The sequence below is a fragment of the Lichenibacterium dinghuense genome (assembly GCF_021730615.1).
Classification (GTDB): domain Bacteria; phylum Pseudomonadota; class Alphaproteobacteria; order Rhizobiales; family Beijerinckiaceae; genus Lichenihabitans; species Lichenihabitans dinghuensis.
This window is the reverse complement of sequence record NZ_JAJLMN010000001.1, coordinates 4,987,665-5,009,422: the sequence shown is the minus strand read 5'-3', so window position 1 is coordinate 5,009,422 and position 21,758 is coordinate 4,987,665. Positions and strand designations below refer to the sequence as shown.

General features: G+C 65.4%; 20 protein-coding genes and 2 pseudogenes. 16 read left to right on the top strand and 6 right to left on the bottom strand.

Annotation, left to right across the window (positions count from 1 at the left end; genetic code table 11):
* Positions 1-41: 41 nt before the first annotated feature.
* Positions 42-551, top strand: coding sequence for a hypothetical protein (locus L7N97_RS24025; RefSeq protein WP_237480753.1), 510 nt, complete (start codon positions 42-44; stop codon positions 549-551).
* Here L7N97_RS24025 and L7N97_RS24020 read toward each other — a convergent pair.
* Positions 536-1,491 (bottom strand): IS630 family transposase gene (locus L7N97_RS24020; protein ID WP_237480752.1). Its coding sequence is split into 2 segments (ribosomal slippage): positions 536-1,140 and positions 1,140-1,491, totalling 957 coding nucleotides; the frame shifts between segments, so codons are not numbered across the junction. The genes L7N97_RS24025 and L7N97_RS24020 overlap by 16 nt on opposite strands.
* Positions 1,492-1,818: 327 nt before the next feature.
* Between L7N97_RS24020 and L7N97_RS24015 the strand changes: the two genes are divergently transcribed.
* From L7N97_RS24015 to istB, 4 genes and pseudogenes are all read left to right on the top strand, one after another.
* Positions 1,819-2,724, top strand: coding sequence for an ATP-binding protein (locus L7N97_RS24015; protein WP_237480751.1), 906 nt, complete (start codon positions 1,819-1,821; stop codon positions 2,722-2,724).
* Complete coding sequence (locus L7N97_RS24010) at positions 2,705-3,061, top strand: DNA-binding transcriptional response regulator (RefSeq protein WP_237480750.1); 357 nt, start codon at positions 2,705-2,707, stop codon at positions 3,059-3,061. The genes L7N97_RS24015 and L7N97_RS24010 overlap by 20 nt, the downstream gene beginning before the upstream one ends.
* Positions 3,062-3,145: 84 nt before the next feature.
* Positions 3,146-4,631: pseudogene (gene istA / locus L7N97_RS24005) on the top strand (IS21 family transposase); the annotation flags it as partial.
* A gap of 11 nt (positions 4,632-4,642) precedes the next feature.
* The gene (istB, locus tag L7N97_RS24000; RefSeq protein ID WP_237478175.1) at positions 4,643-5,377 is read left to right on the top strand and encodes an IS21-like element helper ATPase IstB; all 735 of its coding nucleotides are present in this window, start codon (positions 4,643-4,645) and stop codon (positions 5,375-5,377) included.
* Between the two features lie 132 nt (positions 5,378-5,509).
* Here istB and L7N97_RS23995 read toward each other — a convergent pair.
* The 3 genes and pseudogenes from L7N97_RS23995 to L7N97_RS23985 form a co-directional block, all read right to left on the bottom strand.
* A pseudogene (locus L7N97_RS23995) lies at positions 5,510-6,094 on the bottom strand (putative sulfate exporter family transporter); the annotation flags it as partial.
* Positions 6,094-6,522 carry a c-type cytochrome gene (locus L7N97_RS23990; protein ID WP_237480749.1) on the bottom strand — a complete coding sequence of 143 codons (429 nt, stop codon included), beginning with the start codon at positions 6,520-6,522 and terminating at the stop codon, positions 6,094-6,096. The gene L7N97_RS23990 and the pseudogene L7N97_RS23995, both read right to left, overlap by 1 nt.
* A gap of 11 nt (positions 6,523-6,533) precedes the next feature.
* On the bottom strand, positions 6,534-7,769 hold the full coding sequence (locus L7N97_RS23985; protein WP_237480748.1) for a molybdopterin-dependent oxidoreductase: 1,236 nt from the start codon (positions 7,767-7,769) through the stop codon (positions 6,534-6,536).
* A gap of 242 nt (positions 7,770-8,011) precedes the next feature.
* Here L7N97_RS23985 and L7N97_RS23980 point away from each other — a divergent pair, with 242 nt between their 5' ends.
* The gene (locus L7N97_RS23980; protein ID WP_237480747.1) at positions 8,012-8,923 is read left to right on the top strand and encodes an IS1595 family transposase; all 912 of its coding nucleotides are present in this window, start codon (positions 8,012-8,014) and stop codon (positions 8,921-8,923) included.
* Positions 8,924-9,515: 592 nt separating this feature from the next.
* Positions 9,516-10,181: a hypothetical protein gene (locus L7N97_RS23975; protein ID WP_237480746.1), complete on the top strand. Its 666-nt coding sequence runs from the start codon at positions 9,516-9,518 to the stop codon at positions 10,179-10,181.
* A 178-nt stretch (positions 10,182-10,359) separates the two neighbouring features.
* Here the strand turns inward: L7N97_RS23975 and L7N97_RS23970 are convergent, their stop codons facing one another.
* Positions 10,360-11,235 (bottom strand): FRG domain-containing protein, encoded by an 876-nt coding sequence (locus L7N97_RS23970; protein ID WP_237480745.1) that lies wholly within the window; start codon positions 11,233-11,235, stop codon positions 10,360-10,362.
* Positions 11,236-11,477: 242 nt separating this feature from the next.
* Between L7N97_RS23970 and L7N97_RS23965 the strand changes: the two genes are divergently transcribed.
* From L7N97_RS23965 to L7N97_RS23950, 4 genes are all read left to right on the top strand, one after another.
* Positions 11,478-12,593, top strand: coding sequence for a YeiH family protein (locus L7N97_RS23965; protein ID WP_237480744.1), 1,116 nt, complete (start codon positions 11,478-11,480; stop codon positions 12,591-12,593).
* Positions 12,594-12,666: 73 nt separating this feature from the next.
* Positions 12,667-12,882 carry a nuclear transport factor 2-like protein gene (locus tag L7N97_RS23960; RefSeq protein ID WP_237480743.1) on the top strand — a complete coding sequence of 72 codons (216 nt, stop codon included), beginning with the start codon at positions 12,667-12,669 and terminating at the stop codon, positions 12,880-12,882.
* A 21-nt stretch (positions 12,883-12,903) separates the two neighbouring features.
* Positions 12,904-13,092, top strand: coding sequence for a hypothetical protein (locus tag L7N97_RS23955; RefSeq protein ID WP_237480742.1), 189 nt, complete (start codon positions 12,904-12,906; stop codon positions 13,090-13,092).
* A 66-nt stretch (positions 13,093-13,158) separates the two neighbouring features.
* A complete protein-coding gene (locus tag L7N97_RS23950; RefSeq protein ID WP_237480741.1) occupies positions 13,159-14,247 on the top strand; it encodes a sulfite oxidase in 1,089 nt (362 codons plus the stop codon).
* A 104-nt stretch (positions 14,248-14,351) separates the two neighbouring features.
* On the opposite strand, the gene L7N97_RS23945 is transcribed toward L7N97_RS23950, so the two are convergent.
* Positions 14,352-14,684, bottom strand: a complete 333-nt coding sequence (locus L7N97_RS23945) for a LexA family transcriptional regulator (RefSeq protein WP_237480740.1) — start codon at positions 14,682-14,684, stop codon at positions 14,352-14,354.
* A 186-nt stretch (positions 14,685-14,870) separates the two neighbouring features.
* On the opposite strand from L7N97_RS23945, the gene L7N97_RS23940 reads away from it, so the two are divergent.
* The 5 genes from L7N97_RS23940 to L7N97_RS23920 all read left to right on the top strand — a co-directional run bounded on the left by L7N97_RS23940 (position 14,871) and on the right by L7N97_RS23920 (position 21,467).
* Positions 14,871-15,860, top strand: coding sequence for a mechanosensitive ion channel family protein (locus tag L7N97_RS23940; protein WP_237480739.1), 990 nt, complete (start codon positions 14,871-14,873; stop codon positions 15,858-15,860).
* A gap of 55 nt (positions 15,861-15,915) precedes the next feature.
* On the top strand, positions 15,916-16,728 hold the full coding sequence (locus tag L7N97_RS23935) for an IS5 family transposase (protein WP_237477649.1): 813 nt from the start codon (positions 15,916-15,918) through the stop codon (positions 16,726-16,728).
* 55 nt (positions 16,729-16,783) lie between these two features.
* Positions 16,784-18,100: a DUF2254 domain-containing protein gene (locus L7N97_RS23930; protein ID WP_237480738.1), complete on the top strand. Its 1,317-nt coding sequence runs from the start codon at positions 16,784-16,786 to the stop codon at positions 18,098-18,100.
* 48 nt (positions 18,101-18,148) lie between these two features.
* Positions 18,149-19,396 (top strand): cation:proton antiporter, encoded by a 1,248-nt coding sequence (locus tag L7N97_RS23925; protein WP_237480737.1) that lies wholly within the window; start codon positions 18,149-18,151, stop codon positions 19,394-19,396.
* Between the two features lie 181 nt (positions 19,397-19,577).
* Complete coding sequence (locus tag L7N97_RS23920; RefSeq protein WP_237482374.1) at positions 19,578-21,467, top strand: potassium transporter Kup; 1,890 nt, start codon at positions 19,578-19,580, stop codon at positions 21,465-21,467.
* Positions 21,468-21,758: the final 291 nt, after the last annotated feature.

Sequence of the window (21,758 nt, the reverse complement as noted above, 5' to 3'; positions counted from 1 at the left end):
TTGAAGCGGTTCGGGACAAGCGCTTTCGCGCACGCGTCACTGTGGCAGACAAGATGAATGCCGCGCTTGGGCCACGAATCGGCGTCGCCGTCGAGAAATTCGGCCAATATGCAGAGTACACCCGTGCCCTAACCGAAGCTTTTAGAGGCAGCGGTCTTAAATACAACAATCTAGCGGCCGCTATCGCGGAAGCAGTCAGCCCTCGTGAACTTGTGCGCTTTGTAGAGGAACAGGCATTTTCCGAGTTGGCCCAAGCCGCAGGCCTGCCGCGCGACCGAGCTGCGCGAGCTCTGGGTGTGCTCCAAGAGTTCGGACTTGGCGAGATCGTGACCTGCGCAATTGAAGACAATGTCCGGCTAAGGCTCTTGGACGGCACCGAGTACAAAGACATCGCCACGTTGTCGGCCGGCCAGCGATGCACGGTTATCCTACCCATCGTCCTTCAGCATGACGAACGGGTGCTGGTAATCGACCAACCGGAGGATCACATCGACAACGCATTCATAACAGACAGCCTGATTAGAGCTGTTGCCGCTCAGGTTGGGTCATAGGCATCGTAGCCTGCTGCAGCGAGATAGTTTCGGCACTCATCGGGTCTGAAGCGCGTGAAGGCGTCGCGGATGGCAGCCCACAGGTCGGGGACAGTGCGGGCCGCCGCGGTGCGCAGCAGGGCCTTCAGCTTTGCGAAGGCTTGCTCGATCGGGTTGAAGTCCGGGCTGTAGGCCGGAAGGTAGAGCAGCTTCGCCCCCGCCGCTTTGATGGCCTGCCGGACGCCGGTCACCTTGTGGGCCGCGAGGTTGTCCATGACGACCGTGTCACCTGGTTTGAGCGCGGGCACGAGCGTGCCGGTGACGTAGCATAGGAACCGCGTCCCGTTTGTGGCCCCGTCCATGAGGTCGATCGCGAAGGGACCGCTCGCCCGCAGGGCGGCCGTGACGGTGGTGGTCTTGTAGTGGCCGTGGGGCACCGCGATGCGGCAGCGCTCGCCCCGCGGAGCCCGCCCGTAACGCCGCTCCATGTTGGTGGCGGTGGCGGTCTCGTCCAGGAACACGACGCGATCAGGGTCGATGTCGAGTTGCCCCTCGAACCAGGCCTCGCGTGCCTCCATCACGTCGGGCCTGTCCTGTTCGGCGGCGTGCAGATCCCCTTTTTACGGGTGATGCCGTGACGCCGGAAGAAGCGGGACAGCCCGCTCAGGCTTGCCGTGGCGCCGCTTTCCCCCAGCACGTCCCTCACCTCGCGCAGATAGATCTGCGGGCGCGCCTCGTAGGCCTTCAGGATGGCGGCCGAATGGGCCTCAGTTCGGTGGGAGTGCCGGTCCCCACCCATCGGCTTGGCCGCGATCTCGCCCTCGGCCCGGAAGCGTGCGCGCCACCGGATGGCCGTCGCCACCCCGACGCTGAAGCGCTCCGCCGCCTCGCGGCAGGACGCGCCCTCCTCGATGGCGGCAATCACCCGCTCGCGCAGGTCCAGCGACAAAGCTCGGGGCATCGGTCTTCTCCGTGATCCGGCCACCACCGAATCACAGCACCGCCCCCTGCGCTACCTCGCCCGAGCCAACCTGAGCGGCAGCAGCTCTAAGGCAATCCGAGCGCGGGCGCCACATTCTCAGCTCATCGTTTCGACCCATAATGCCAACATCCCCGTGCTAGGAGACGCGAAGTTGGTTGTTCAGCTTACATCGGATGGCCGCAACGGGTCCGTTGAGGTCTGCAAGCCGCTGGACGACGACGCGGCAGTGGACGCGATCACCTCTCTAATGGAAGGCGGAATCGAGGCGTTCCGGAACCGCGCAGCCTTCTACGATGCGCACCTTTTATGACCCGCGAAGAAGCAGCGACTGCCCTCGATTCGAACGCAACCGAAGTGCGCTTGCAGGGTGCGCGCTTCTTTTCGCGGATCTCTGAGACTGATGACCTACAACGTATCAAAGCGGCATTGAGACGAGAAACGGTTCCGTGGATTAGGCGAGCGCTGCTGTCGGCCGTGGCACGGGCCGAACAAGCTCCCCCTCAGCAGGTCGCGCAGCTACCTAGCGCAGATGACTTGGGTGGTCTCGACGCTCAGCAGATATTCGCGAAAGCGGCAGAGGAGGTCGCCGATAGCCTCATTCACGAGCTCGCGCCGGTCGTCGGCCTTCTGCGGGTCGTCTTGCCCAAAGAGTTGGATGGAGCTTATGAGTCTTCACAGTCCCGACGCTACCTCGATCAGCTTCATGGTCTGATGACTGCAATCCGCGACCTCAAACGCGCGAACGCGGTGCCCACTTACAAGCAGTTCACGCTCGCCGAACTCATTGCTGAAGTTATCGAGGCTGTCCCCAATCCTGGGGGCGCTACAATCCAGCCGGCAGGAATCAGCCGGCTGATTGTCTCGGCCGACAAGGACCAACTACGTCTGGCGATTAGCAACGGCCTCCGAAACGCTCTAGAGGCGGTGCAGCTCCATTCGATCGCGAAGCCGCCTAAAGTCGTCGTTACCTGGGGCGCGACCCAGAGCGAGAACTACGTCGTCATCAAAGACACTGGTCCTGGCTTTAATGGCGACCCTGCCGCCGCATTGAAGTTGGGCGCTACGAGCAAGAATGGCCACGTTGGGTTTGGCCTCGCGCTCGCTCAGCAGGCGATGTTGTCTATGCAAGGCGATATCGCGCTGAAGAACGATGAGGACGGCGCTCACTTCGAAATTCGCTGGTTCAGAGACAATGAAAATCTTATTCGTTGAAGACCATCTGAGCTTTGGCCCGTCGATGGCGGAGATCTTGCGCGGAATTGCTGGGGTCGAGCGCGTGGACCTATGCCGCACTAAAGCTGTGGCATTGGTGATGTTGTCGCAAGATTTTTATGACCTGCTTATTCTTGACCTCGCCATTCCCGCAAACGAAGGGGATTTAGATATCGCGCCGGTGCATGGTCAAGCGGTGTTCTACGAAGCAATTAAGGTTTGCCCCGGCATCCCGATTTTCATTTTAACGGGATCTGAGATGGACGATTTCATCAAGGGCCTGGTGCGGCACGGTGAGCAGGTTGTGATTAGGCGTGGAATTTTGACCCCCATGTGAGGGGGATCGGCGTCCAACTTTGACCCCCTCGAGTGCAATTCGAGCAAGCTGCACGTCCTTGTTGCGGGACGGGCGGTGGGGGGGATGAAAGGCGTGGACACGATTGCGCGCATCAGGCGCGAGTTCTTCATTCGAGGCCGGTCCATCAAGGAGATCGTCCGGGATCTGCACGTGTCCCGGAACACCGTGCGCAAGGTGGTGCGCACCGGCCGCACCGCGTTCGAGTACGAGCGTGAGGTCCAGCCGATGCCCAAGCTCGGGCAGTGGCGGGCTGATCTGGACGAGATGCTGGCCGCCAACGACAGCAAGGCGGCCCGCGAGCGGCTCACCATGATCCGCGTGTTCGAGGATCTGCGCGGCCGCGGCTATGCGGGCGGCTACGACGCTGTCCGGCGCTACGCCCGGGGCTGGCGGCGCGAGCGGGTCGCGGTGACGGCCGCCGCCCACGTGCCGCTGAGCTTTGATCCGGGCGAGGCCTACCAGTTCGACTGGAGCCACGAGATCGTGCTGATCAACGGCACCACCGTCACCATCAAGGTGGCCCACGTCCGGCTCTGCCACAGCCGCATGCTGTTTGCGCGGGCCTATCCGCGCGAAAGCCAGGAGATGGTGTTCGACGCCCACGACAAGGCCTTCGCCTTCTTCGAGGGCGCCTGCCGCCGCGGCATCTACGACAACATGAAGACGGCAGTCGAAACGATCCTCGTCGGCAAGGAACGACAATATAACCGCCGTTTTCAGCAGATGTGCGCTCACTATCTCGTCGATCCCGTCGCCTGCACGCCGGCGTCGGGATGGGAGAAGGGCCAAGTCGAGAACCAGGTCGGCCTGGTGCGCGAGCGCTTCTTCACGCCCCGCCTGCGCGTGAAGAGCATCGAGGAGCTGAACAGGTGGCTCCTCGATCAGTGCGTCGCTTACGCCAAGGGCCATCCCCATCCCGAGAACAAGGAGATCACGGTCTGGCAGGCGTTCGAGGCGGAGCGGCCGAGCCTCGTGCCCTATGTCGGCGCCTTCGACGGTTTCCACGCCGTGCCGGTCTCGGTGTCCAAGACGTGCCTGATCCGCTTCGACAACAACCGTTACTCGGTGATGGCGAGCGCCGTCGGCCGCCCCGTCGAAGTGCGGGCCTATGCGGAGCGGATCGAGTTGCGCCAGGGCGGCCATGTCGTGGGCGAGCATGTTCGCAGGTTCGGCCGCAACGAGACCGTATTCGAGCCCTGGCATTATGTGCCGGTGCTGGCCCGCAAGCCCGGCGCCCTGCGTAACGGGGCGCCGTTCAGGATTGGTGCTGCCGCCCGCCTTCGAGCGCGTCCGGCGCAAGCTCGCCGGCGCCGACGATGGCGATCGCCAGATGGTGGGCCTGCTGACGGCCGCCATGGACGACGGGCTGGAGGCCGTCGAGGCTGCCTGCCTGGAGGCGCTCGAAGCCGGCGTCCACTCGGCCGACATCATCCTCAACATCCTGGCCCGACGCCGCGAACCCGCGCGCGTCATCACCATCGATACCCCTGACGCGCTGCGCCTGCAGCACGAGCCCGTCGCCGACTGCGCGCGCTATGACACTCTGAGGAGCATCATGTGATGGAACGTTCCGAAATCCTGGCCACGATGGTGGACCTGAAGCTTTACGGCATGAAGGCCGGCTACGACGAGATCATCACCACGGCGTTGAAGCGCCAGCACGAGCCGCAACGCATCGTCGGTGATCTGCTGCAGGCCGAGATCGCCGAGAAACAGGCGCGCTCGATCAAGTATCAGATCACCATCTCCAAGCTGCCTTTAGCCAAGGACATCGAGGATTTCCGGTTCGAAGGCACGCTCATCAACGAGATGCTGGTGCGCGATCTCGCCGGCGGCGAGTTCCTTGCTCACCAGCGCAACGCTGTCCTGGTGGGCGGCACCGGGACCGGCAAGACTCACCTCGCCATCGGGATCGCCCGAGCCTGCATCCGCAACGGCGCCCGTGGCCGCTATTTCAACGTCGTCGACCTCGTGAACCGGCTCGAAGCCGAAGGCCGCGCCGGCCGCCACGGCCGCATGGCCGACTACCTGTCGCGCATGGACTTCATCGTGCTCGACGAACTCGGCTATCTGCCCTTTGCCCAGTCTGGCGGGCAACTCCTCTTCCATCTCATCAGCCGCCTCTACGAGCAGACCTCCGTCATCGTGACGACCAACCTGGCCTTCGGTGAATGGCCGAACGTGTTCGGCGATGCCAAGATGACGACCGCACTGCTGGACCGGCTCACCCACCATTGCGAGATCGTCGAGACCGGCAACGAGAGTTGGCGCTTCAAAAACCGCGCCTCGGCCTGAGCATCACGCCACCGCAGCCGCCCGGCTGCGCAACCCTGACCCGCTTCGCCGGGCGGCCGCTACCGCCTCAGATTGCAGCAAGGGGGTCAACATTGGACGCCGATAGGGGGTCAAATTTCAACGCCGATTGACAGCCAGCACGCCGTATTGCGTCAGCGACAGGGGCAGCACCGGCACCAGCAGCGGCAGGAGCAGCACGACGACGACGCCCAGCACCGCCGTGAAGGCGATCGAGGAGGCGACGTCGTCGCCGTCCGCGCCGATCACCGGCGCGACCGCCGCGATGGCGGAGTTGCCGCAAATAGAGTTGCCGCATGCCACCAGCACCGCCATGCGCTTGGGCATCCCGAGCAGCCGGCACAGCCCGTAGCTCGACGCAATGGCGAGCGCGACCACGAGCGCGATGCCGCCGATGAGCGCCGGGCCGAGCGCCAGCACGGTGGCGGCGCTGACCGAGGCGCCGAGCAGCACCACGGCGACCTCCAGCAACACCTTGGCCGAGAAGGCGATGCCGGGCGCCCATCGCGAGCCCGGCGTCCAGGCCGACCGGACGGCGACGCCGAGCAGGATCGCCAGCACCAGGGCTTCGAGGTAGGGCTCGCCGACGAACCGCGTCTCGACGCCCTGCAGCGCCTAGGCCACGAGCGTGACCGCGACGCAGAGCGCGAGGCCCGGCAGCAGGCGGAGCGGACCGGCCGCGTCCAAGGGAGGGTCGATCAACGGCCGGGCTTCAGTTGCGCAAGGTACTCGACCACCGCCGCGGCGTCCTCGGGCGACACCGGCGCCTTGTAAACCTTCACCATCTTGTTGACCTCGCCCTGCCACTCGGCGCGGCTGAGCTCCGGTTGGGTCAGGACCATGCCGGCCGAATGGCAGGACAGGCAGTTGCCGTTGATTGCGTCCGCGTGCGGGCCGGCCGGGTACTCGCGGTCGTTGGTCGGCAGGGTGAAGGACACGCTGGTCAGCGTCACGCCGTCGGCCGAAGCTGTCTTGGGCGCCGCGGCTTCGGCCGCCGCAGCCGCAGCGGCGGCACGCGTTTCGGCCGCCTGCTGCCGGCCGCGGCTCTCGGGCGAACCGACGATCGCGAGGGTGATGCCGGCCGCGACCACGAGGCCGAACGCGACGGTTCCGAGCGAGATCTGCATGGTCGCCTCCTTCAGGCCACGGCGAGGTCGAGCGCCTCGACCCCGTTGCGCATGAAACCGTTCGGGTTCCAGGGCTGCTGCATCGGCTGCACGACGCCGTCCGCGTTGGTGCAGCGCACCAGGGCGGCGAGCCTTCCCCCCGCCGCCGGCGCGGATGCGGCGTCGAAGGTCCAGCGGCGGAACGAGTAGGTGCCCTCGTCGGGGCCGAGCTTCGCCGCCGCCCAGGTGGCGCCGCCGTCGGTCGACAGGTCGACGGCCTTGACGCCCCGGTCGCCGCCGAGCGCGATGCCGCGCAGGGGCACCAGCGCGCCGGCCTCGACCTTGGCGCCGCTGGCGAGTCCGGTGAACCAGCTTCGCGGCACCATGCGGTTGATCGGCACCGTCTTGAAGCCGGTCTCGCCGGGCTTGACGCTGGCGTGGGGCGTGTCCGGGATGCGGTAGGCCGTCTTCATCCAGAAGCTCTCGTCCGGCGCGTCCAGCACCTCGATGTCGGTGACCATCTTGACCCAGTAGGTCGAGTACCAGCCCGGCACGATGAGGCGCAGCGGGAAGCCGTTGAGCAGCGGCAGTTGCTCGCCGTTCATCTGGTAGGCGATCATCACCTCGCCGTCGCGGGCGTGGTCGACCGAGAGGCTCTTCATGAAGTCGGGTGCGTCCGGCACAACGGGCTCGTCCAGCCCGTTGAAGCGCACCGCCACCGAGCCCGCCTTCACGCCGGCGCGGTCGAGCACGTCCCTGAGTCGCACGCCCACCCATTTGGCGTTGCCCATGGAGCCGTGGGACCACTGCGCGCCGGCCACGCGGGGCTCGAACAGGCCGCGCGAGTTGCCAGAACACTGGTTGACGGCGGCGAGCTCCACGCGCGGCATGGCCAGCACGTCGGCCAGTGTGAGGCTCAGCGCGCGCTGCACGTTCCCTCGCACGGCGAGACGAAACTTGGCGGCATCGACGCTTTCGGGGATCACGGCCCAGTGCCAGCGCACGAAGAAGCGTTCGTTGGGGGTGAACACGCCCTGGTCGAAGACGTCGAATGGCGTTTCCAGCAGCGGCGGGCGGGTGCGCTGGAGGATCATCTGCCCTTTCTGCGGGAAGGCGCCCGTCATCTGCCGGTCGCGCGGGTCGCTCGGCAGCGGCAGGCGCACGTCCGCCGCTCGGGCGCGGGCCGCCCCGAGCGCGAGGGCGCCGACCCCGAGCCCCTGCAGGACGCGGCGTCGCGTGGTCCCCGTCGCGATGTGGTCGCCCGACATGTCGATCCTCTCCCTCGTGTTTCTGTTCCCACGTTAGACCGCATCGACCGCGGTGACTCATCGTCCTTCTCGCGTGAAACGATCGATGGAGACGAACGATCGCGGCCCGTATCCCGGGCGCCCGCGGAGCGACAGTCGGGCGGCGCGACCCAGCGACGCCGCGACAGCCGTTCATTTGGGCGATTATATACCTTGCAAACCACGGCGATCCAGGGTAGGGTTTGGACATCGGAGCCAAGCCCATGTCCGCCCTGTCCGCCCCTCACTTCCACGACGAAGGCGCCGCCTTCGCAGAGGTCGAGCGCCTTCTCTGGCCCGAGGGTCCGGTGTGCCCTCACTGCGGCTCCCTGAGCGGCAAGCACTACGATCTCCGCAAAACTCGCGTCGGCCTTCGCAAGTGCTCCGACTGCCGCAAGCAGTTCACGGTCAAGGTCGGCACCGTCTTTGAGTGCGCCAAGATCCCGCTGCACCTCATGCTTCAGGCGGTCTATCTCCTGTGCGCCTCCAAGAAGGGTTGCAGCTCCCACCAGATCCACCGCACCCTCGGCATCACTTACAAGAGCGCGTGGTTCCTGACGCACCGCATCCGCGAGGCGCTGCGCTCCGGTGATCTGGCGCCGATGGGTGGTGAGGGCGCCGTGGTCGAGGTGGACGAGACGTTCATCGGCACCAAGGAAGGCGCCACCAAGCGCCGAGGCTACGCCCACAAGCGTGCGATCCTGTCCCTGGTGGAGCGCGGCGGCATGGTTCGGTCTTTCCATGTGGACGGCACCGCGGCGGCGCAGCTCGTGCCGATCCTCCGCGCGAACATCGCCAAGGAGACAGCGATCATGACCGACGAGGCCGGCCAGTACGGCAAACTCGGCGATCACTTCGCCTCCCACGACTTCACAGTCCACAGCGCCAAGGAGTACGTCCGCGGCGAGGTCCACACGAACACCGTCGAGGGCTACTACAGCATCTTCAAGCGCGGCATGAAGGGTGTCTATCAGCACTGCGCCGAGAAGCACCTGCACCGCTACGTTGCCGAATTCGATTTCCGGTACAATCACCGGATCGCGCTTGGCTGCGGCGATGCCGAGCGCACCGAAGCGGCCTTGAAGGGCATCGTCGGCAAGCGGTTGACCTATCATGGGCTTGATCGGCAAGCCTAGACGCACTTGACGTTGTAGGGCACGTTCTCAGCGTGCCTACGCTGACTGATTCGGAATTCGCGCTTCTGGTGCCCGCCTTCTTGGCGGCTGACAAGACGGCTGTCGGTGCTATAGCTTGGAAGAATGGCTCTCATCCTGATTACAGCAGAGCAATTTTTCCTGTCATATGCACTCAGTACCCGACAATAAATAGCAAGGTCGTTCTTACTGCGCACTGCAACAGAAATCCTAGAAAATATGCTATGGTGCTCCTAATTGGAGACATACCAGTATTTCGACTAGACGTCGATCCTGCGCGAACGCACTTCAATCTCTCTAATATGACGAGAGTTGAAGGAACCCATTGGCAAATCTGGCCAGATATGGAGGCTCAACCGGAAAGTGCAAGTCGGAGCCATCGGCAGTGGCTCGATGAGTTCTTGCGGCGCTCGAAAATATGGTATCGTGGCGTGTACGTCACGCCGCCCTACCAGGACCCTCAGCTACCACTCCTATGAGCAACACGCTACCGCCCATCGACCCGCGAGAGATCGAAGCGGCTAGCCGCAGCCTGATTTGCGCCCGTACAACAAATCTTGGCGTTGAGGTGCAGATGCCCCTCATCTATCCGTCCGGCAACGGTGTGACGGTTGTCGTAGTCGATGAAGGCGACACTTGCTTGATCCACGACGCCGGCTTTGGCGCAATGGAGATCGAATTAGCAGGGATAGGTGTCAGTGAGAAGATGCGTGTTCAACTCGCGCGACGTGCAATGATCTTCGGCTGTGAGTTCACCCAGAATCGTATGTGGCTCCGGTGCTCCAAAGCCAAGGCTGCCATCGGCGTTGTCATGGTAGCGAACGCATCCAAGCTTGTTGGCGATCAATCAGCCGACCAGAAAACTATCGTTACGACAGACTTCAAGAAGGAAGTCGCCCACTTGATGCGGGTAACTCTCGGCGAGGACCGTGTCAGAGTAGATGATGGTGTGCTCGGAGACAGCGGAATCGAATATAAAATGAAGATTGTTCTGCTTAACGAGCATAAGACTGCACCGCAGGCGTTTGTAGAAACTGTTTCTGAGCAGAAAGCTGTAAACGCGCCATTCCGTGCATTTTATGATATTCAGAAGAATGAAAATCTTCGGGATGTTCGTCGCCTGTCAGTGTATGACGATCGCCATCAATGGCGATCTGGAGACATCATACTTTTACAGGATGTAAGTGCGATTATACCGTTTACCACAGCGCAAGCGCATTTAGACAGGGTGCTCAATTGAAGAAGCCGAGAGAGGATGCCGCAGCTCAATCCGCCCGCTTCATCGAAGCCGCCCGCGAACTCGGCTGTGACGAGTCCCCGGACGCCTTTGAGGCTGCGGTGAAGAAAGTCGGCTCAGCTCCCGTAGTGCGAAATTCACCAATCAAATCCAAGAACCAGAGGAAGAAAGAATAAGAAAACTATTGATAACGTTGTTTTATGAACGATGCAGCCTTGTCAATTTCTGGAAACAATGCACTTTCAGTAATCCCGAGTGTCGCAAGTTCCTTACGAATGGGACCCTTTGCTAGTTCTGGAATTTTTATTGACTGAAATGAGATCTTATCCATAGTTACTGGCCTTCTCGGTGTATCTGATAATCCGAAAATCATGAAAGCGCCATTCTGGGCTATGATTCTACGATTGCTGAGCTTGGGTACAACGTACCAAAGTCGGTCAAGATCTTTGCCGTTAATGATCCCCCTGAAAGCTGATTTTTCCTCTCGAATAAACTGAAGCAGCCGGTCTGCAGCAGGGTTGGTTGTACCGTTGTTGAAGTCTGAAATTGATAAATTTTTGTTTGAAAATAGCTCATCCTTTTCCTCGCTCGTCAAATTACACAGATTTGCTACGCAGCTAATTGTGTCGCTGTCATAGTACTTCCTTCTGCTGTTAGGGACTTCAATGTAATAAACGCGACCATCTTTTGCTTTCTTGTCTTTTCCTAAAAATTCCTCAGAAGCATTAAAGAGTGCGACCAATGGATTGCCGGTCACATCCATCAATCTCGTCGGAAGTCCATAATGCTGCATTCGCACAAGTCGGTCGAACATCGTTTTATCGCTGTCAAACTCATGAGGATGCACTGATACTAGATCGCGCGTAGCATCTCGCTCGTGTCTAAGAAGATTGGTATATTGAGGTCTCATTATGGTGGGCAAACGCTGCCATTCGATCTTGGCCTCACCTCGAAAAGTGAAGAAGCTATTATCACTTGCAGAGATGGTTTTAATCACGTCAATAAACGCAGAGGTCGAATCTGCTGTATGTGTAATTGCTGAAGGGGCTGTGACCATGGAAGTCCCACTCGTTAAACCCAAAGCGCACCATCACGCGAAGGGAAGCAATGGCATGCTACCTCAAATCGCGTGGTTCGCAAGGTATATAATCGCCTTCATTTGAGGGGTGAGGGGTGACCAGAGAGGCTCGAAGCCAGCCTCTGACAGATCGAATTTGTAGATCGTTTCATTCGATATCCCGCGTTGGATCGAACGGTTCGGCCGGCCGACATTGCCGTCATCGAGACAGCGAGGATGTCATGTCGGACCAGCCCCTCATCCCGCAGCGGATCGCTGCCCACCCCGTGCCGCTGGCCGGCCTCGGCCGCGGCGCCCTCCGCGTGCTGCCAGGCCTGGCGCTCTGCGGCGGCGTCACGGCCGCGGCCTATGGGTTCGAAGCCGGCGAGGCCCACCTGTTCGGCCGCGCCTGGCTCGAGGCCCTTGTGCTCGCCATCCTGGTCGGCACCGCCGTCCGCACCGTCTGGACGCCCGGCACGCGGTTCCGCCCCGGCATCACCTTCGGCGCCAAGCAGATGCTGGAGGTGGCCGTCGCGCTGCTCGGCGTGTCCATCTCGTTCCGCACCCTCGCCGATGTCGGCCCGGGCCTGCTGTTCGGGATCGCCGGCGTCGTGGTCCTGGCCATCCCCACCAGCTTCGGCATCTGCCGTCTGCTCGGCCTGCCCAAGCGCATGGCCGTGCTGGTGGCCTGCGGCAACTCCATCTGCGGCAACTCCGCCATCGCGGCGGTGGCGCCCACCATCGGCGCCGACGGCGACGACGTGGCGGCCTCCATCGCCTTCACGGCCGTGCTGGGCGTGCTGGTCGTGCTCGGCCTGCCCTTCTTCGGCGCCGCCCTCGGCCTGAGCCAGCTCCGCTTCGGCGCGCTGGCCGGCCTCACCGTCTACGCCGTGCCGCAGGTGCTGGCTGCCGCCGCCCCCGTGGGCCCCGCCGCGGTGCAGATCGGCACGCTCGTCAAGCTGGTGCGCGTGCTGATGCTCGGGCCGGTGGTCCTCGTCCTGTCCATGCTGGCGAGCCGCCTGCGCGACGAGACGGACGAGCCCGCCCCGAACGTCACGGCCGGCGACCGCCCGAAGCCCGGCCACGTCCCGGTCCACCGCATGGTGCCGCCCTTCATCCTGGCCTTCCTCGCCTTCGCCACGCTGCGCTCGGCCGGCCTCGTGCCCGCCGCCGCCCTCGCCCCCACGGCCACCGTCGCCGAGGTGCTCACCATTCTGTCCATGGCGGCGCTCGGCCTCGGCGTCGACGTCCGGGTGGTGGCCAGGGCCGGCCTGCGCGTCACCGGCGCCGTGACGCTGTCCCTCGCCGCCCTCGGCGCGCTGAGCCTCGGGCTGATCCGCGTCCTCGGCCTCGCCTGAGCCGCGACGACGAATAGGGCGCGAGCGGCCCGGGGAGCCACCGCACCTTCGAACTCACCCCCGGAGACGAACCATGAAGATCTCGCACATCGCCCTGCTGCCCGCCGCACTCGCGGCCCTGGCCACCCCGGCGCTGGCCGGCCCGGCCGCCGAGATGGCGCAGGCCCACATCGCCGCCATCGCCAAGGGCGACGTCGCCGCCATCACGGCCTCCACGGCGCCGAACGCGGCGCTGCACTGGGTCGGCGGCCCGCTCGACGGCACCTATGCGGGCGCCGACACGCAGTAGGGCATCTGGACCAAGTTCACGATGGCGCAGGGCGAGCAGAAAGCGACCGTGTCGGACCTCGCCGAGGCCGCCAACCCGAAGGGCGCGACCGTCACGGCCAATGTGGTCTTCGCCGGCAAGAACACCGTCAAGGTCCGCTACGTGATGCTCTATACGGACGGCAAGCTGTCCGACGAGATCTGGCAGGTCGACCCCAACGGCAAGTCCTGAGAACCAGGGAGGGCCGCAACCGCGGTCCTCCCCATCGATTGCGGATACAGACATGAGGAGGACGCCGTGCTCAACCCGTTCCGCAAACATCCCGAACTGATCGTCCACGGCGCCCACCCGCTCAACGCCGAGCCGCCGCTGGCGAAGCTGCGCGGCAGCTACCTGACTCCGCGAGACCTGCTCTACGTCCGCTCGCACGGCGACCTTCCCGAGCTCGACGGCGCGACCCACCGCGTCGCGGTCGAGGGCCGGGTGTCACGTCCGCTGTCGCTGTCGCTCGCCGACGTGCGAGCCCTGCCGTCCCGCACCGTGCGGGCCGTGATGCAATGCGCCGGCAATCGCCGCGCCGACATGCGCGCCGTGCGCCCCGTCAAGGGCGACCCCTGGGCGGCGGGTGCCATCGGCTGCGCCGACTGGACCGGCGCGCCGCTGGCCGCCGTGCTGGAGGCCGCGGGTGCCGAGACCGGCGAGGCGTTGCACGTCGCCTTCACGGGCGCCGACACCTGCCAGCCGAGCGACGGCGGCGCGCATTTCGGCGTGTCGATCCCCATGGCGAAGGCGCTCGACCCCGACACGCTCGTGGCCTTCGCCATGAACGGCGAGCCGCTCGCCACCGAGCACGGCTTCCCGCTGCGCATCGTGGCGCCGGGCTGGGCGGGGGTGCGCAGCCCGAAGTGGCTCAGTGCCGTCACGGTGCAGGACCGGCCCTCCGACGCTCACCAGCAGGCCGGCGACTACAAGCTGTTCCCGCCCGACATGCGGCCCGACACGGAAGACCTGACGCGCGGCATCACCATCGAGGCCATGCCGCTCAACAGCGCCATCACGGAACCCGCGGCGGGCGCCGAGATGAAGGCGGGGCGCGTGGCGGTCAACGGCTACGCGGTCGCGACCGACCGCCATATCGTCCGCGTCGACCTGTCGGGCGACGGCGGACGCACGTGGGTGCAGGCGAGGATCGAGGACCAGGGGACCTCGCGCTGGGGTTGGACCCTCTGGCACGGCACGCTGGACCTGCCCCCCGGCGAGCACGAGATCTGCGTCCGCGCCTGGGACGCGGCCGGCCAGACCCAGCCGGCCTTGCCCGATGACACCTGGAACTTCAAGGGCTACCTCAGCGCCGCCTGGCATCGCGTCCGCGTGACGGCAGCGTGAGCGCCACACCCCAGCCCAACGCCTCGGGCGACGACGGGCTCGGCTGGCGATTCTGGTGCTCGGTGCCCGTCACTGGGGACGCTACGGGCTTCGCCGCCGGCCCGCTAGTGGCGCTGCACTGGGGATCTGACGGTTGGGTCCTGTGCCATTGCAGGAGCTGGCAGGGTATCGGACTCGACGACGAGGCAGATGGATCGGGCAGCGCCGGGCGTGCGGCTGATGAAGCTCCATCGTTCAAAGGCGAGGACCATCTGATGGACAAAGGGCGGCGTCACGCGGAAGGGGCGTTGTAGATCGGCTTCGACCGGTGGTCGGCCGAGCACGATCGCGTAGGCTTGGATGAAGGCCGGATCCTCTCCCTGCTTGTCGGACAAAGCGGGGCGGATGGCGGTTTCGTTCTGATGTGGGATCCGCTGGATCACCTTGGATCTCGTCATGAGCGGAGGACTCCGGTCTGATCCAGTGGGTCACGTATAAAACCGTCATCGGAGCCTGTGTGAACCGCCGGGAGGCGAACTTTCATCCGGCGCCAAAGATTGCCCGCTCGGAGCGAAGTCGACGGGTGGACCTCGACGCCCCGGGTGCCGTTGCTCTCGGCGAGGCGTCTCCGATGGAGACGCGGAGTGAACCTATTCGGGATCGATTGGGTCGGGGTCAACGCGGAGAATGGGCGAAAGCTCCTCCTTTCGCTCGTGTTCATCGCCGTCGTGGTGGCGCTCCGGATCGGGCTCAGGGCGCTGATCGGCCGCGTCGCCGGGAAGTCCTTCGCCACGACCCAGCTCCGCTTCTGGTCGCGCCAGGGCATCAGCCTGCTCGCCGCAGTTGTTCTGGTGCTGGGCCTGCTGTCGATCTGGTTCAACGACCCGACGCGCCTCGCCACGGCTTTCGGCCTCGTGTCGGCCGGCGTCGCCTTCGCGCTGCAGCAGGTCATCACGTCGCTGGCCGGCTATCTCGTCATTCTGCGCGGCAACACCTTCACGGTCGGCGACCGCATCTCGATGGGCGGCGTGCGCGGCGACGTGATGCGGCTCGGCTTTATCCAGACCACCATCATGGAGATGGGCCAACCCCCCTCCGTGCAGGGCTCCGATCCTGCCATGTGGGTCAAGAGCCGCCAGTTCACGGGCCGCATCGTCACGGTGTCGAACAGCCAGATCTTTTCCGAGCCGGTCTACAACTATTCCCGCGACTTCCCCTTCATTTGGGAGGAGATGGTGATCCCCATCACCTACCAAGCGGACCGTGCCTACGTCGAACGCACGCTGATCGAGGCGGCACGCCTCCACGCGACCGACCCCGACACGATGGCGATCGGCGCGAAGGAGCACCTCCAGCGCACCTTCGGGGTTGAGCCGATCGATCTACAACCCCGCGTCTACTGGCGCATCACCGACAACTGGATGGAACTGACGGTTCGGTTCATCGTCGGCACGCATCAGATCCGTGGCGCCAAGGACGCAATGACGCGCCATATCATCGGCAAGCTCGACGAGGCGGGGATCGGCATCGCCTCGGCGACCTACGACATCGTGGGGATGCCCAAGCTCCGCATCGAGCGCGGCATGCGCGTCCGCGGCTCTGAGTGTCCGTCCGATAAGGGCACGTGGGGTTGAGTGGCCGGGGCTGAGATGATTCCAGGAGGGTGCTGAAACCTGATCTGGAACCGCCATGTGGACCCCGGCCACCCGCGAGCAGCATAGCCGCTCCGAACTCCGCTACTCAACCGATCTGACCGACGCCGAATGGGCCGTCATCGAACCGCTGTTGCCGCCCGGCAACCCGCTCGGACGGCCCCGGCTGTGGTCGTTGCGGGAGATTGTGAACGGCATTTTCTATGTGCTGCGGGGCGGCGTTCCCTGGCGCCTGTTGCCGAAGGACCTGCCCCCGAAGAGCACGGTGTACGGCTACTTCAGCGCGTGGCGCGATGAGGGCCTGTTCGCCGGCATCAACCACCATCTCGTCATGCTGGATCGCGAGCGGGCCGGGCGAGAGGCTTCGCCCACCGCGGCCGTGCTCGACAGCCAGAGCGTGAAGACCACGGAGAGCGGCGGTCCGCGGGGCTACGACGCGGGCAAGAAGGTGAAGGGTCGCAAGCGCCAGGCCCTGGTCGACACGGACGGCCGCGCCCTGGTGCTCGACCCGCAGCCGGCCGACGTGCAGGACCGCGACGGGGCCGTGCCGGTGCTCAAGCAGTCACGCCGTTCATATCCTTTCATCGCCAAGGCCTTCGCCGACGCGGGCTACGCCGGCGACAAGCCGGACAGCGCCACGCTCATCGCCGTCGAGATCGTCCGCAAACCACCCGGGCAGGTCGGCTTCGTGGTTCACCCCCGGCGATGGGTGGTTGAGCGCTTCTTCGCCTGGATCAGCCGCAATCGACGCCTCTGGAAGGATCCGGAGGCCACAATCGCATCCGCAAAGGCCTTCCTCTACGCTGCGTCCGTCATGATGCTGCTACGTCGCATAGGTTGCGCAGCCTGACTTCCCGGACGGACTCTGAGGCGCGGGACGCCTTCGATACCGCGGGCCCATCGTCGTGATCGGCCGTTTCCGGGCGTGGATCGCCGACTTCGGCAGCAACACGCGCGTCCGCGCCTGGATCGAGGACCTCGGCGACCAGTTCTGGTTGCGGCCGGCGCTGGTCGTGGCTTTGTGCGTCGGTTTGGCGCTCCTCGCCACTTGGTACGATCACGACACGGCTGGCTCAGATCCGTCGTCGGGCTCCTGGGGCTACTCGGGCGGCGGCGAGGGAGCGCGCAGCCTGTTGTCGGCCGTGGCGTCGTCGAGCATCGGCGTCGCGGGCACGATCTTCTCCATCACCATCGCGGCCCTATCCCTCGCATCGGGGCAGATGGGGCCGCGCCTGCTGCGCAACTTCGTGCGCGACGTGCGAAACCAGGTCGCCCTCGGCATCTTCCTCGGCACCTTCGCCTATGCCCTGACCGTGCTGCGCACGGTGCGCACAGTTGATGAGGGCAAGTTCGTGCCCCATGTCGGGGTGACTGGCGCCATGGCGCTGGCGCTGGTCTGCATCGGCACGCTGGTCTGGTACGTCCACCACATCGCGACATCCATCAACGTCGAGATGGTGGTGGACGTCGTCCACCAGGACCTCGTCGAGGCCATCGCGGGCAAGACGCTCGACGCCGCCGACCTCATGCCACCCGCCGTGCCTTTGGCCGGTGAGGCTGTGACGGTGTCGGGCAGCGGCTTCCTGCAGGCCGTAGACAGCGAGATCCTGGCCGACTGGGCTCACCAGCACGGGGTGACGATCGTCCTGCGGGTGCGCCCCGGCGCCTTCGTTCCGCTCGGCGCACCGATCGCGACCGTGTCGGCGGCGGTCGACGACGCGCGCGACATCTTCGACAAGGCGATGACCTTCGGCCGACGGCAGGCCGCCTTGCAGGACCTCGAATATCCGGTGCGGCAGCTCAACGAGATCGCCGTACGGGCGCTGTCGCCGGGCATCAACGATCCGTTCACGGCGGGGAGCGTGGTCGACCGTTTCGGGGACGCCCTGTGCCGCATCGCGCCCCGCCACCTGCCGCGGGGCGCCGTGGACCGCGACGGCCGCGTCGTGCTGACGCTTGACGTGGTGAGCTACGACGGGCTCTGCGACGGCATGTTCCACACGGTCCGACAGAACGGCTCAGGCTCGGCCTACGTGCTGATCCGGCTCCTGGAAGTGCTCTGCCGCGTCGCTGAGGTCGAGCGCCTCATCGACCGGCGCGCCACCCTACGGCGCCACGCCGACCTCGCGATGGCGGTAGCCCGTCAGGGGGTGAGCGATCCCGCGGGCCTCGCCGATTGCGAGGCGCAGTTCCGGGCCTTCGCGGACGTGCTCCAGTCGTGACGGCCCGTCCTTCGGCCCGCCTTCGGTCCGGAACGGGGTGAGGCTCCGATGTCCATCCTCGATCTGTCTGCGATCCTCCTCACCCTGTCGGCCGTGTTCGGCTGGCTGAACCGCAAGGTCGATCTCCTGCCTCATGCCATCGGTCTCCTGCTGATGGGGGTCGCGGCCTCGCTGGTGCTCGTCGCTGTCGACGCCGTCGTGCCCGGCCACCGCGCGTCCGGGGCGCTGGGCCGGGTCCTGCACCAGATCGACTTCAGCGCCGTGGTGATGGACGGCATGCTGGCCTTCCTGATCTTCGCCGGCGCCCTCCACGTCGACGTCGGCAAGCTGCGGAGCCACGCCGTCCCGGTCGTCGTGCTGGCGATCGTCGGAACCGCGATCTCGACGGCCATCGTCGGTTGCGGCTTCTGGGTGATCGCCCGTCAACTCGACCACCCGCTCCCGCTGGTCTGGGCGCTGGTGTTCGGGGCGCTGATCAGCCCCACAGATCCCGTGGCCGTGATGAGCACGCTGAAGACGGTGAGCATCCCCGCGAAGCTGGAAGTGCAGCTCCAGGGCGAGTCGCTGTTCAACGACGGCGTCAGCATCGTGATCTTCACCGTGCTGTTGCGCTACGCCACCGGCGCGCCCGCGGCCGAGACGACGCCAACGGCCATCGCGGAGCTGCTGCTGCTCGAAGCCGGCGGCGGCCTGTTGCTCGGGACGGCGGCCGGCTATGTGGCCTACCGCGCCATGCGGGCCATCGACGATTATCCCGTCGAGGTCCTGATCACGCTGGCGCTGGTCACGGCCACCTACGCGGTGGCCGAGGCGATCCACGTCAGCGGCCCCCTGGCGATGGTCGCGGCGGGGCTGCTCATCGGCGACCGGGGCCTGCGCTTGGCGATGAGCGACACCACGAAGAGATACGTCCTCGCGCTGTGGACGCTCATCGACGAGGTGCTGAATTCCGTGCTGTTCCTGCTGATCGGCCTGGAGGTTCTGCTCGTCGCCTTCGACCGCGGCGACGTCGCCCTGGCCCTGTTGGCCGTGCCGCTCGTGATCGCGGCGCGCGGCCTGGCGCTGGCCGTCCCCGTCGCGGTGTTCGCGCGGAGCGGGCACTTCTCGGCCCGCAATATGCCGTTCCTGACCTGGGCTGGCGTCCGGGGCGGGATCTCGGTCGCCCTGGCCCTGGCGGTCCCGGACGGCCCGTCGAAGTCCATCATCCTGGTCGCAACCTACGCCGTGGTCCTGTTCAGCATCGCCGTGCAGGGATCCACCCTGGGATGGCTGGCGCGCCGCACCGTGGGGACGTGAGGGCGCGGGGCCGGGGCGGCGATGGTGTCGTCCGAAGGCGAAGCGCAACGATCGCGGCCATCCGGGCTGCGACGTCGCCCGCGTTGACCCCGGCCATCCGAAGTGCCTCATATCGCGAGGACCGTCGGGGTTCGTGGACGTGGGTTTCGGTGCCGTCACCGAGGACGGACGAGGCTCGCTCATGGACGGCTCGGTTACGTCGACGCCTGCGGTCACGACACATCCCGCCCGGGCGGCGCTTCTTCTCGGGGCGCTGGGCGTCGTCTTCGGCGACATCGGGACCAGCCCCATCTACGCGTTCCGCGAGTCGCTGAAGGCCGCCGGGGACGCTTCCACCGAGGCTACCGTGCTCGGCGTCCTGTCGATGATATTCTGGGCCATCTTCCTGATCGTCGCCGTGAAGTACGTCGTCTTCGTCATGCGGGCCGACAACGGGGGCGAGGGCGGGACGATGTCGCTGCTCTCGCTCGCCCTGCCTGTGGCAGGTCGGCTACAGGCCGTCCTGCTCGTCGTCGGCTTGGCGGGGGCTTCTCTCTTCTTCGGCGACGCCATGATCACGCCGGCCATCTCGGTGCTGAGCGCGGTCGAGGGGCTGGAGATCGTCCTCCCCTCGGTCACGCCCTACGTCGTCCCGATCGCGGCGGCGATCCTCGTCGCGCTGTTTGCGATCCAGAGGCGAGGCAGCGGTGCGGTCGGCTTCCTGTTCGGCCCGGTGATGGCGGCGTGGTTCGCCGTGCTCGCCTTCTCCGGGCTGTTCCACCTGCTGCGCCATCCGACGGTGCTGTGGGCCCTCGATCCCCGCTACGCCGTGGCCTACGTCGGCCACGCGGGCGGCGCCACCTCGTTCCTGGTCCTCGGGTCGGTGTTCCTGGCCCTCACCGGCGGAGAGGCCCTCTACGCCGACATGGGGCATTTCGGCAGGGCCCCCATCCGCGTCGACTGGTTCGCCCTGGTCATGCCCGCTTTGGTCCTGAACTATCTCGGCCAGGGCGCCTCAGTCCTGGCCGACCCCGCCGCTGCGGCGAACCCGTTCTTCCTGCTGTTCCCGGGATGGCTCCTGATCCCGGCGCTCCTTCTCACGACCGCCGCGACCATCATCGCCAGTCAGGCCGTGCTGTCCGGCGCCTTCGCCCTCGTGCAGCAGGCGATCCAGCTCGGCGCCGTGCCGCGCCTCGAAGTGCGGCAGACGTCGGACGAGTCTGCCGGTCAGGTCTACGTGCCACAGATCAACTGGCTGCTCGCCGTCGTGGTCCTGGGTCTGGTGTTCGGCTTCCGGTCCTCCGACGCCCTCGCCAACGCCTATGGCATCGCGGTGGCGGGCGACATGCTGGCCACGACGCTCCTGGTGACCACGGTGGCCATCGGGCTGTGGCGCTGGCCCGCACCGCTCGTCTATCCGGTCGCTGGCGCCGTCCTGCTGCTCGATGTGTCCTTCGTGTCGGCGAACGTGCACAAGATACCGGCCGGGGGCTGGTTTCCCATCCTGGTCGGAACGGCGACGCTCACGGTGATGCTGGTGTGGCGAAAGGGACGGCAGGCCGTCTTGGCCCAACGCGACAAGGACGCCGCCCGGCTTCCCGCCTTCATCGCTAGCCTGGGACGGCCGGATGCACCCCTGCGGATGCGGGGGACGGCCGTCTACTTGACCAAGCAGTCCGAGATCGTGCCGGCCGCGCTCGCCCTCAACGTTAGGCACAACGGCGTCGTCCATCGGCAGGTCGTCCTGCTCAAGGTCGTGACGGAGCGTGTGCCGAGGGTGCCGGACGACGGCCGCGTCGCCGTCGAGCCGAGGACGGCCGGGTTCTCGGTGGTCACGCTGACCTTCGGCTTCGCGGAGAAGCCCGACGTCATGTCGGCCCTGAGATCCCATCGAGAGGAGGTCGGCTTCGACCCGGATGAGGCCTCGTTCTTCATCGGCCGGGAGACGCCCGTCCCCTCGGTGCGCCCGGACCTGTCACCGTGGCAGGAGGCCCTGTTCGGGTTCCTGACGCACAACTCGGCGACCGCCTCGGATTACTTCCTCATCCCTGCGCCCCGCGTCGTCGAGATGGGCACGCGCATCGAGCTTTGACACTGAGCATGGGCGTTTCCACCGCGACGTGAACACCAAAGGGGGCATGGTGGCACATAGACACCAGCGCGTGGCCACCCCCTTCCCCCATTCATCCAGCACGCGAGAAGCCCTGCAGCGGTGCGTGCACGACGGACCGAATGAAAACGCTACGTTTTAACAAAATTGAACGCACTTCCACCCGTTCACCCATTAAGTTCTCCGATGCCCGACGCGATGAGACAGGCATGACGGCGCATGGGAGGGCACAGTGTTCGAGTCCGGAGCCGCAACGCGGCGTATGAGCGGTGA

Coding starts and splice junctions, on each gene's coding strand:
- L7N97_RS24015 (WP_237480751.1), top strand. CDS start 1,819: ATGACCCGCGAAGAAGCAGCGACTGCCCTCGATTCGAACGCAACCGAA.
- L7N97_RS24010 (WP_237480750.1), top strand. CDS start 2,705: ATGAAAATCTTATTCGTTGAAGACCATCTGAGCTTTGGCCCGTCGATG.
- istB (WP_237478175.1), top strand. CDS start 4,643: ATGGAACGTTCCGAAATCCTGGCCACGATGGTGGACCTGAAGCTTTAC.
- L7N97_RS23990 (WP_237480749.1), bottom strand. CDS start 6,522: ATGCAGATCTCGCTCGGAACCGTCGCGTTCGGCCTCGTGGTCGCGGCC.
- L7N97_RS23985 (WP_237480748.1), bottom strand. CDS start 7,769: ATGTCGGGCGACCACATCGCGACGGGGACCACGCGACGCCGCGTCCTG.
- L7N97_RS23980 (WP_237480747.1), top strand. CDS start 8,012: ATGTCCGCCCTGTCCGCCCCTCACTTCCACGACGAAGGCGCCGCCTTC.
- L7N97_RS23975 (WP_237480746.1), top strand. CDS start 9,516: ATGCCCCTCATCTATCCGTCCGGCAACGGTGTGACGGTTGTCGTAGTC.
- L7N97_RS23970 (WP_237480745.1), bottom strand. CDS start 11,235: ATGGTCACAGCCCCTTCAGCAATTACACATACAGCAGATTCGACCTCT.
- L7N97_RS23965 (WP_237480744.1), top strand. CDS start 11,478: ATGTCGGACCAGCCCCTCATCCCGCAGCGGATCGCTGCCCACCCCGTG.
- L7N97_RS23960 (WP_237480743.1), top strand. CDS start 12,667: ATGAAGATCTCGCACATCGCCCTGCTGCCCGCCGCACTCGCGGCCCTG.
- L7N97_RS23955 (WP_237480742.1), top strand. CDS start 12,904: ATGGCGCAGGGCGAGCAGAAAGCGACCGTGTCGGACCTCGCCGAGGCC.
- L7N97_RS23945 (WP_237480740.1), bottom strand. CDS start 14,684: ATGACGAGATCCAAGGTGATCCAGCGGATCCCACATCAGAACGAAACC.
- L7N97_RS23935 (WP_237477649.1), top strand. CDS start 15,916: ATGTGGACCCCGGCCACCCGCGAGCAGCATAGCCGCTCCGAACTCCGC.
- L7N97_RS23925 (WP_237480737.1), top strand. CDS start 18,149: ATGTCCATCCTCGATCTGTCTGCGATCCTCCTCACCCTGTCGGCCGTG.
- L7N97_RS23920 (WP_237482374.1), top strand. CDS start 19,578: ATGGACGGCTCGGTTACGTCGACGCCTGCGGTCACGACACATCCCGCC.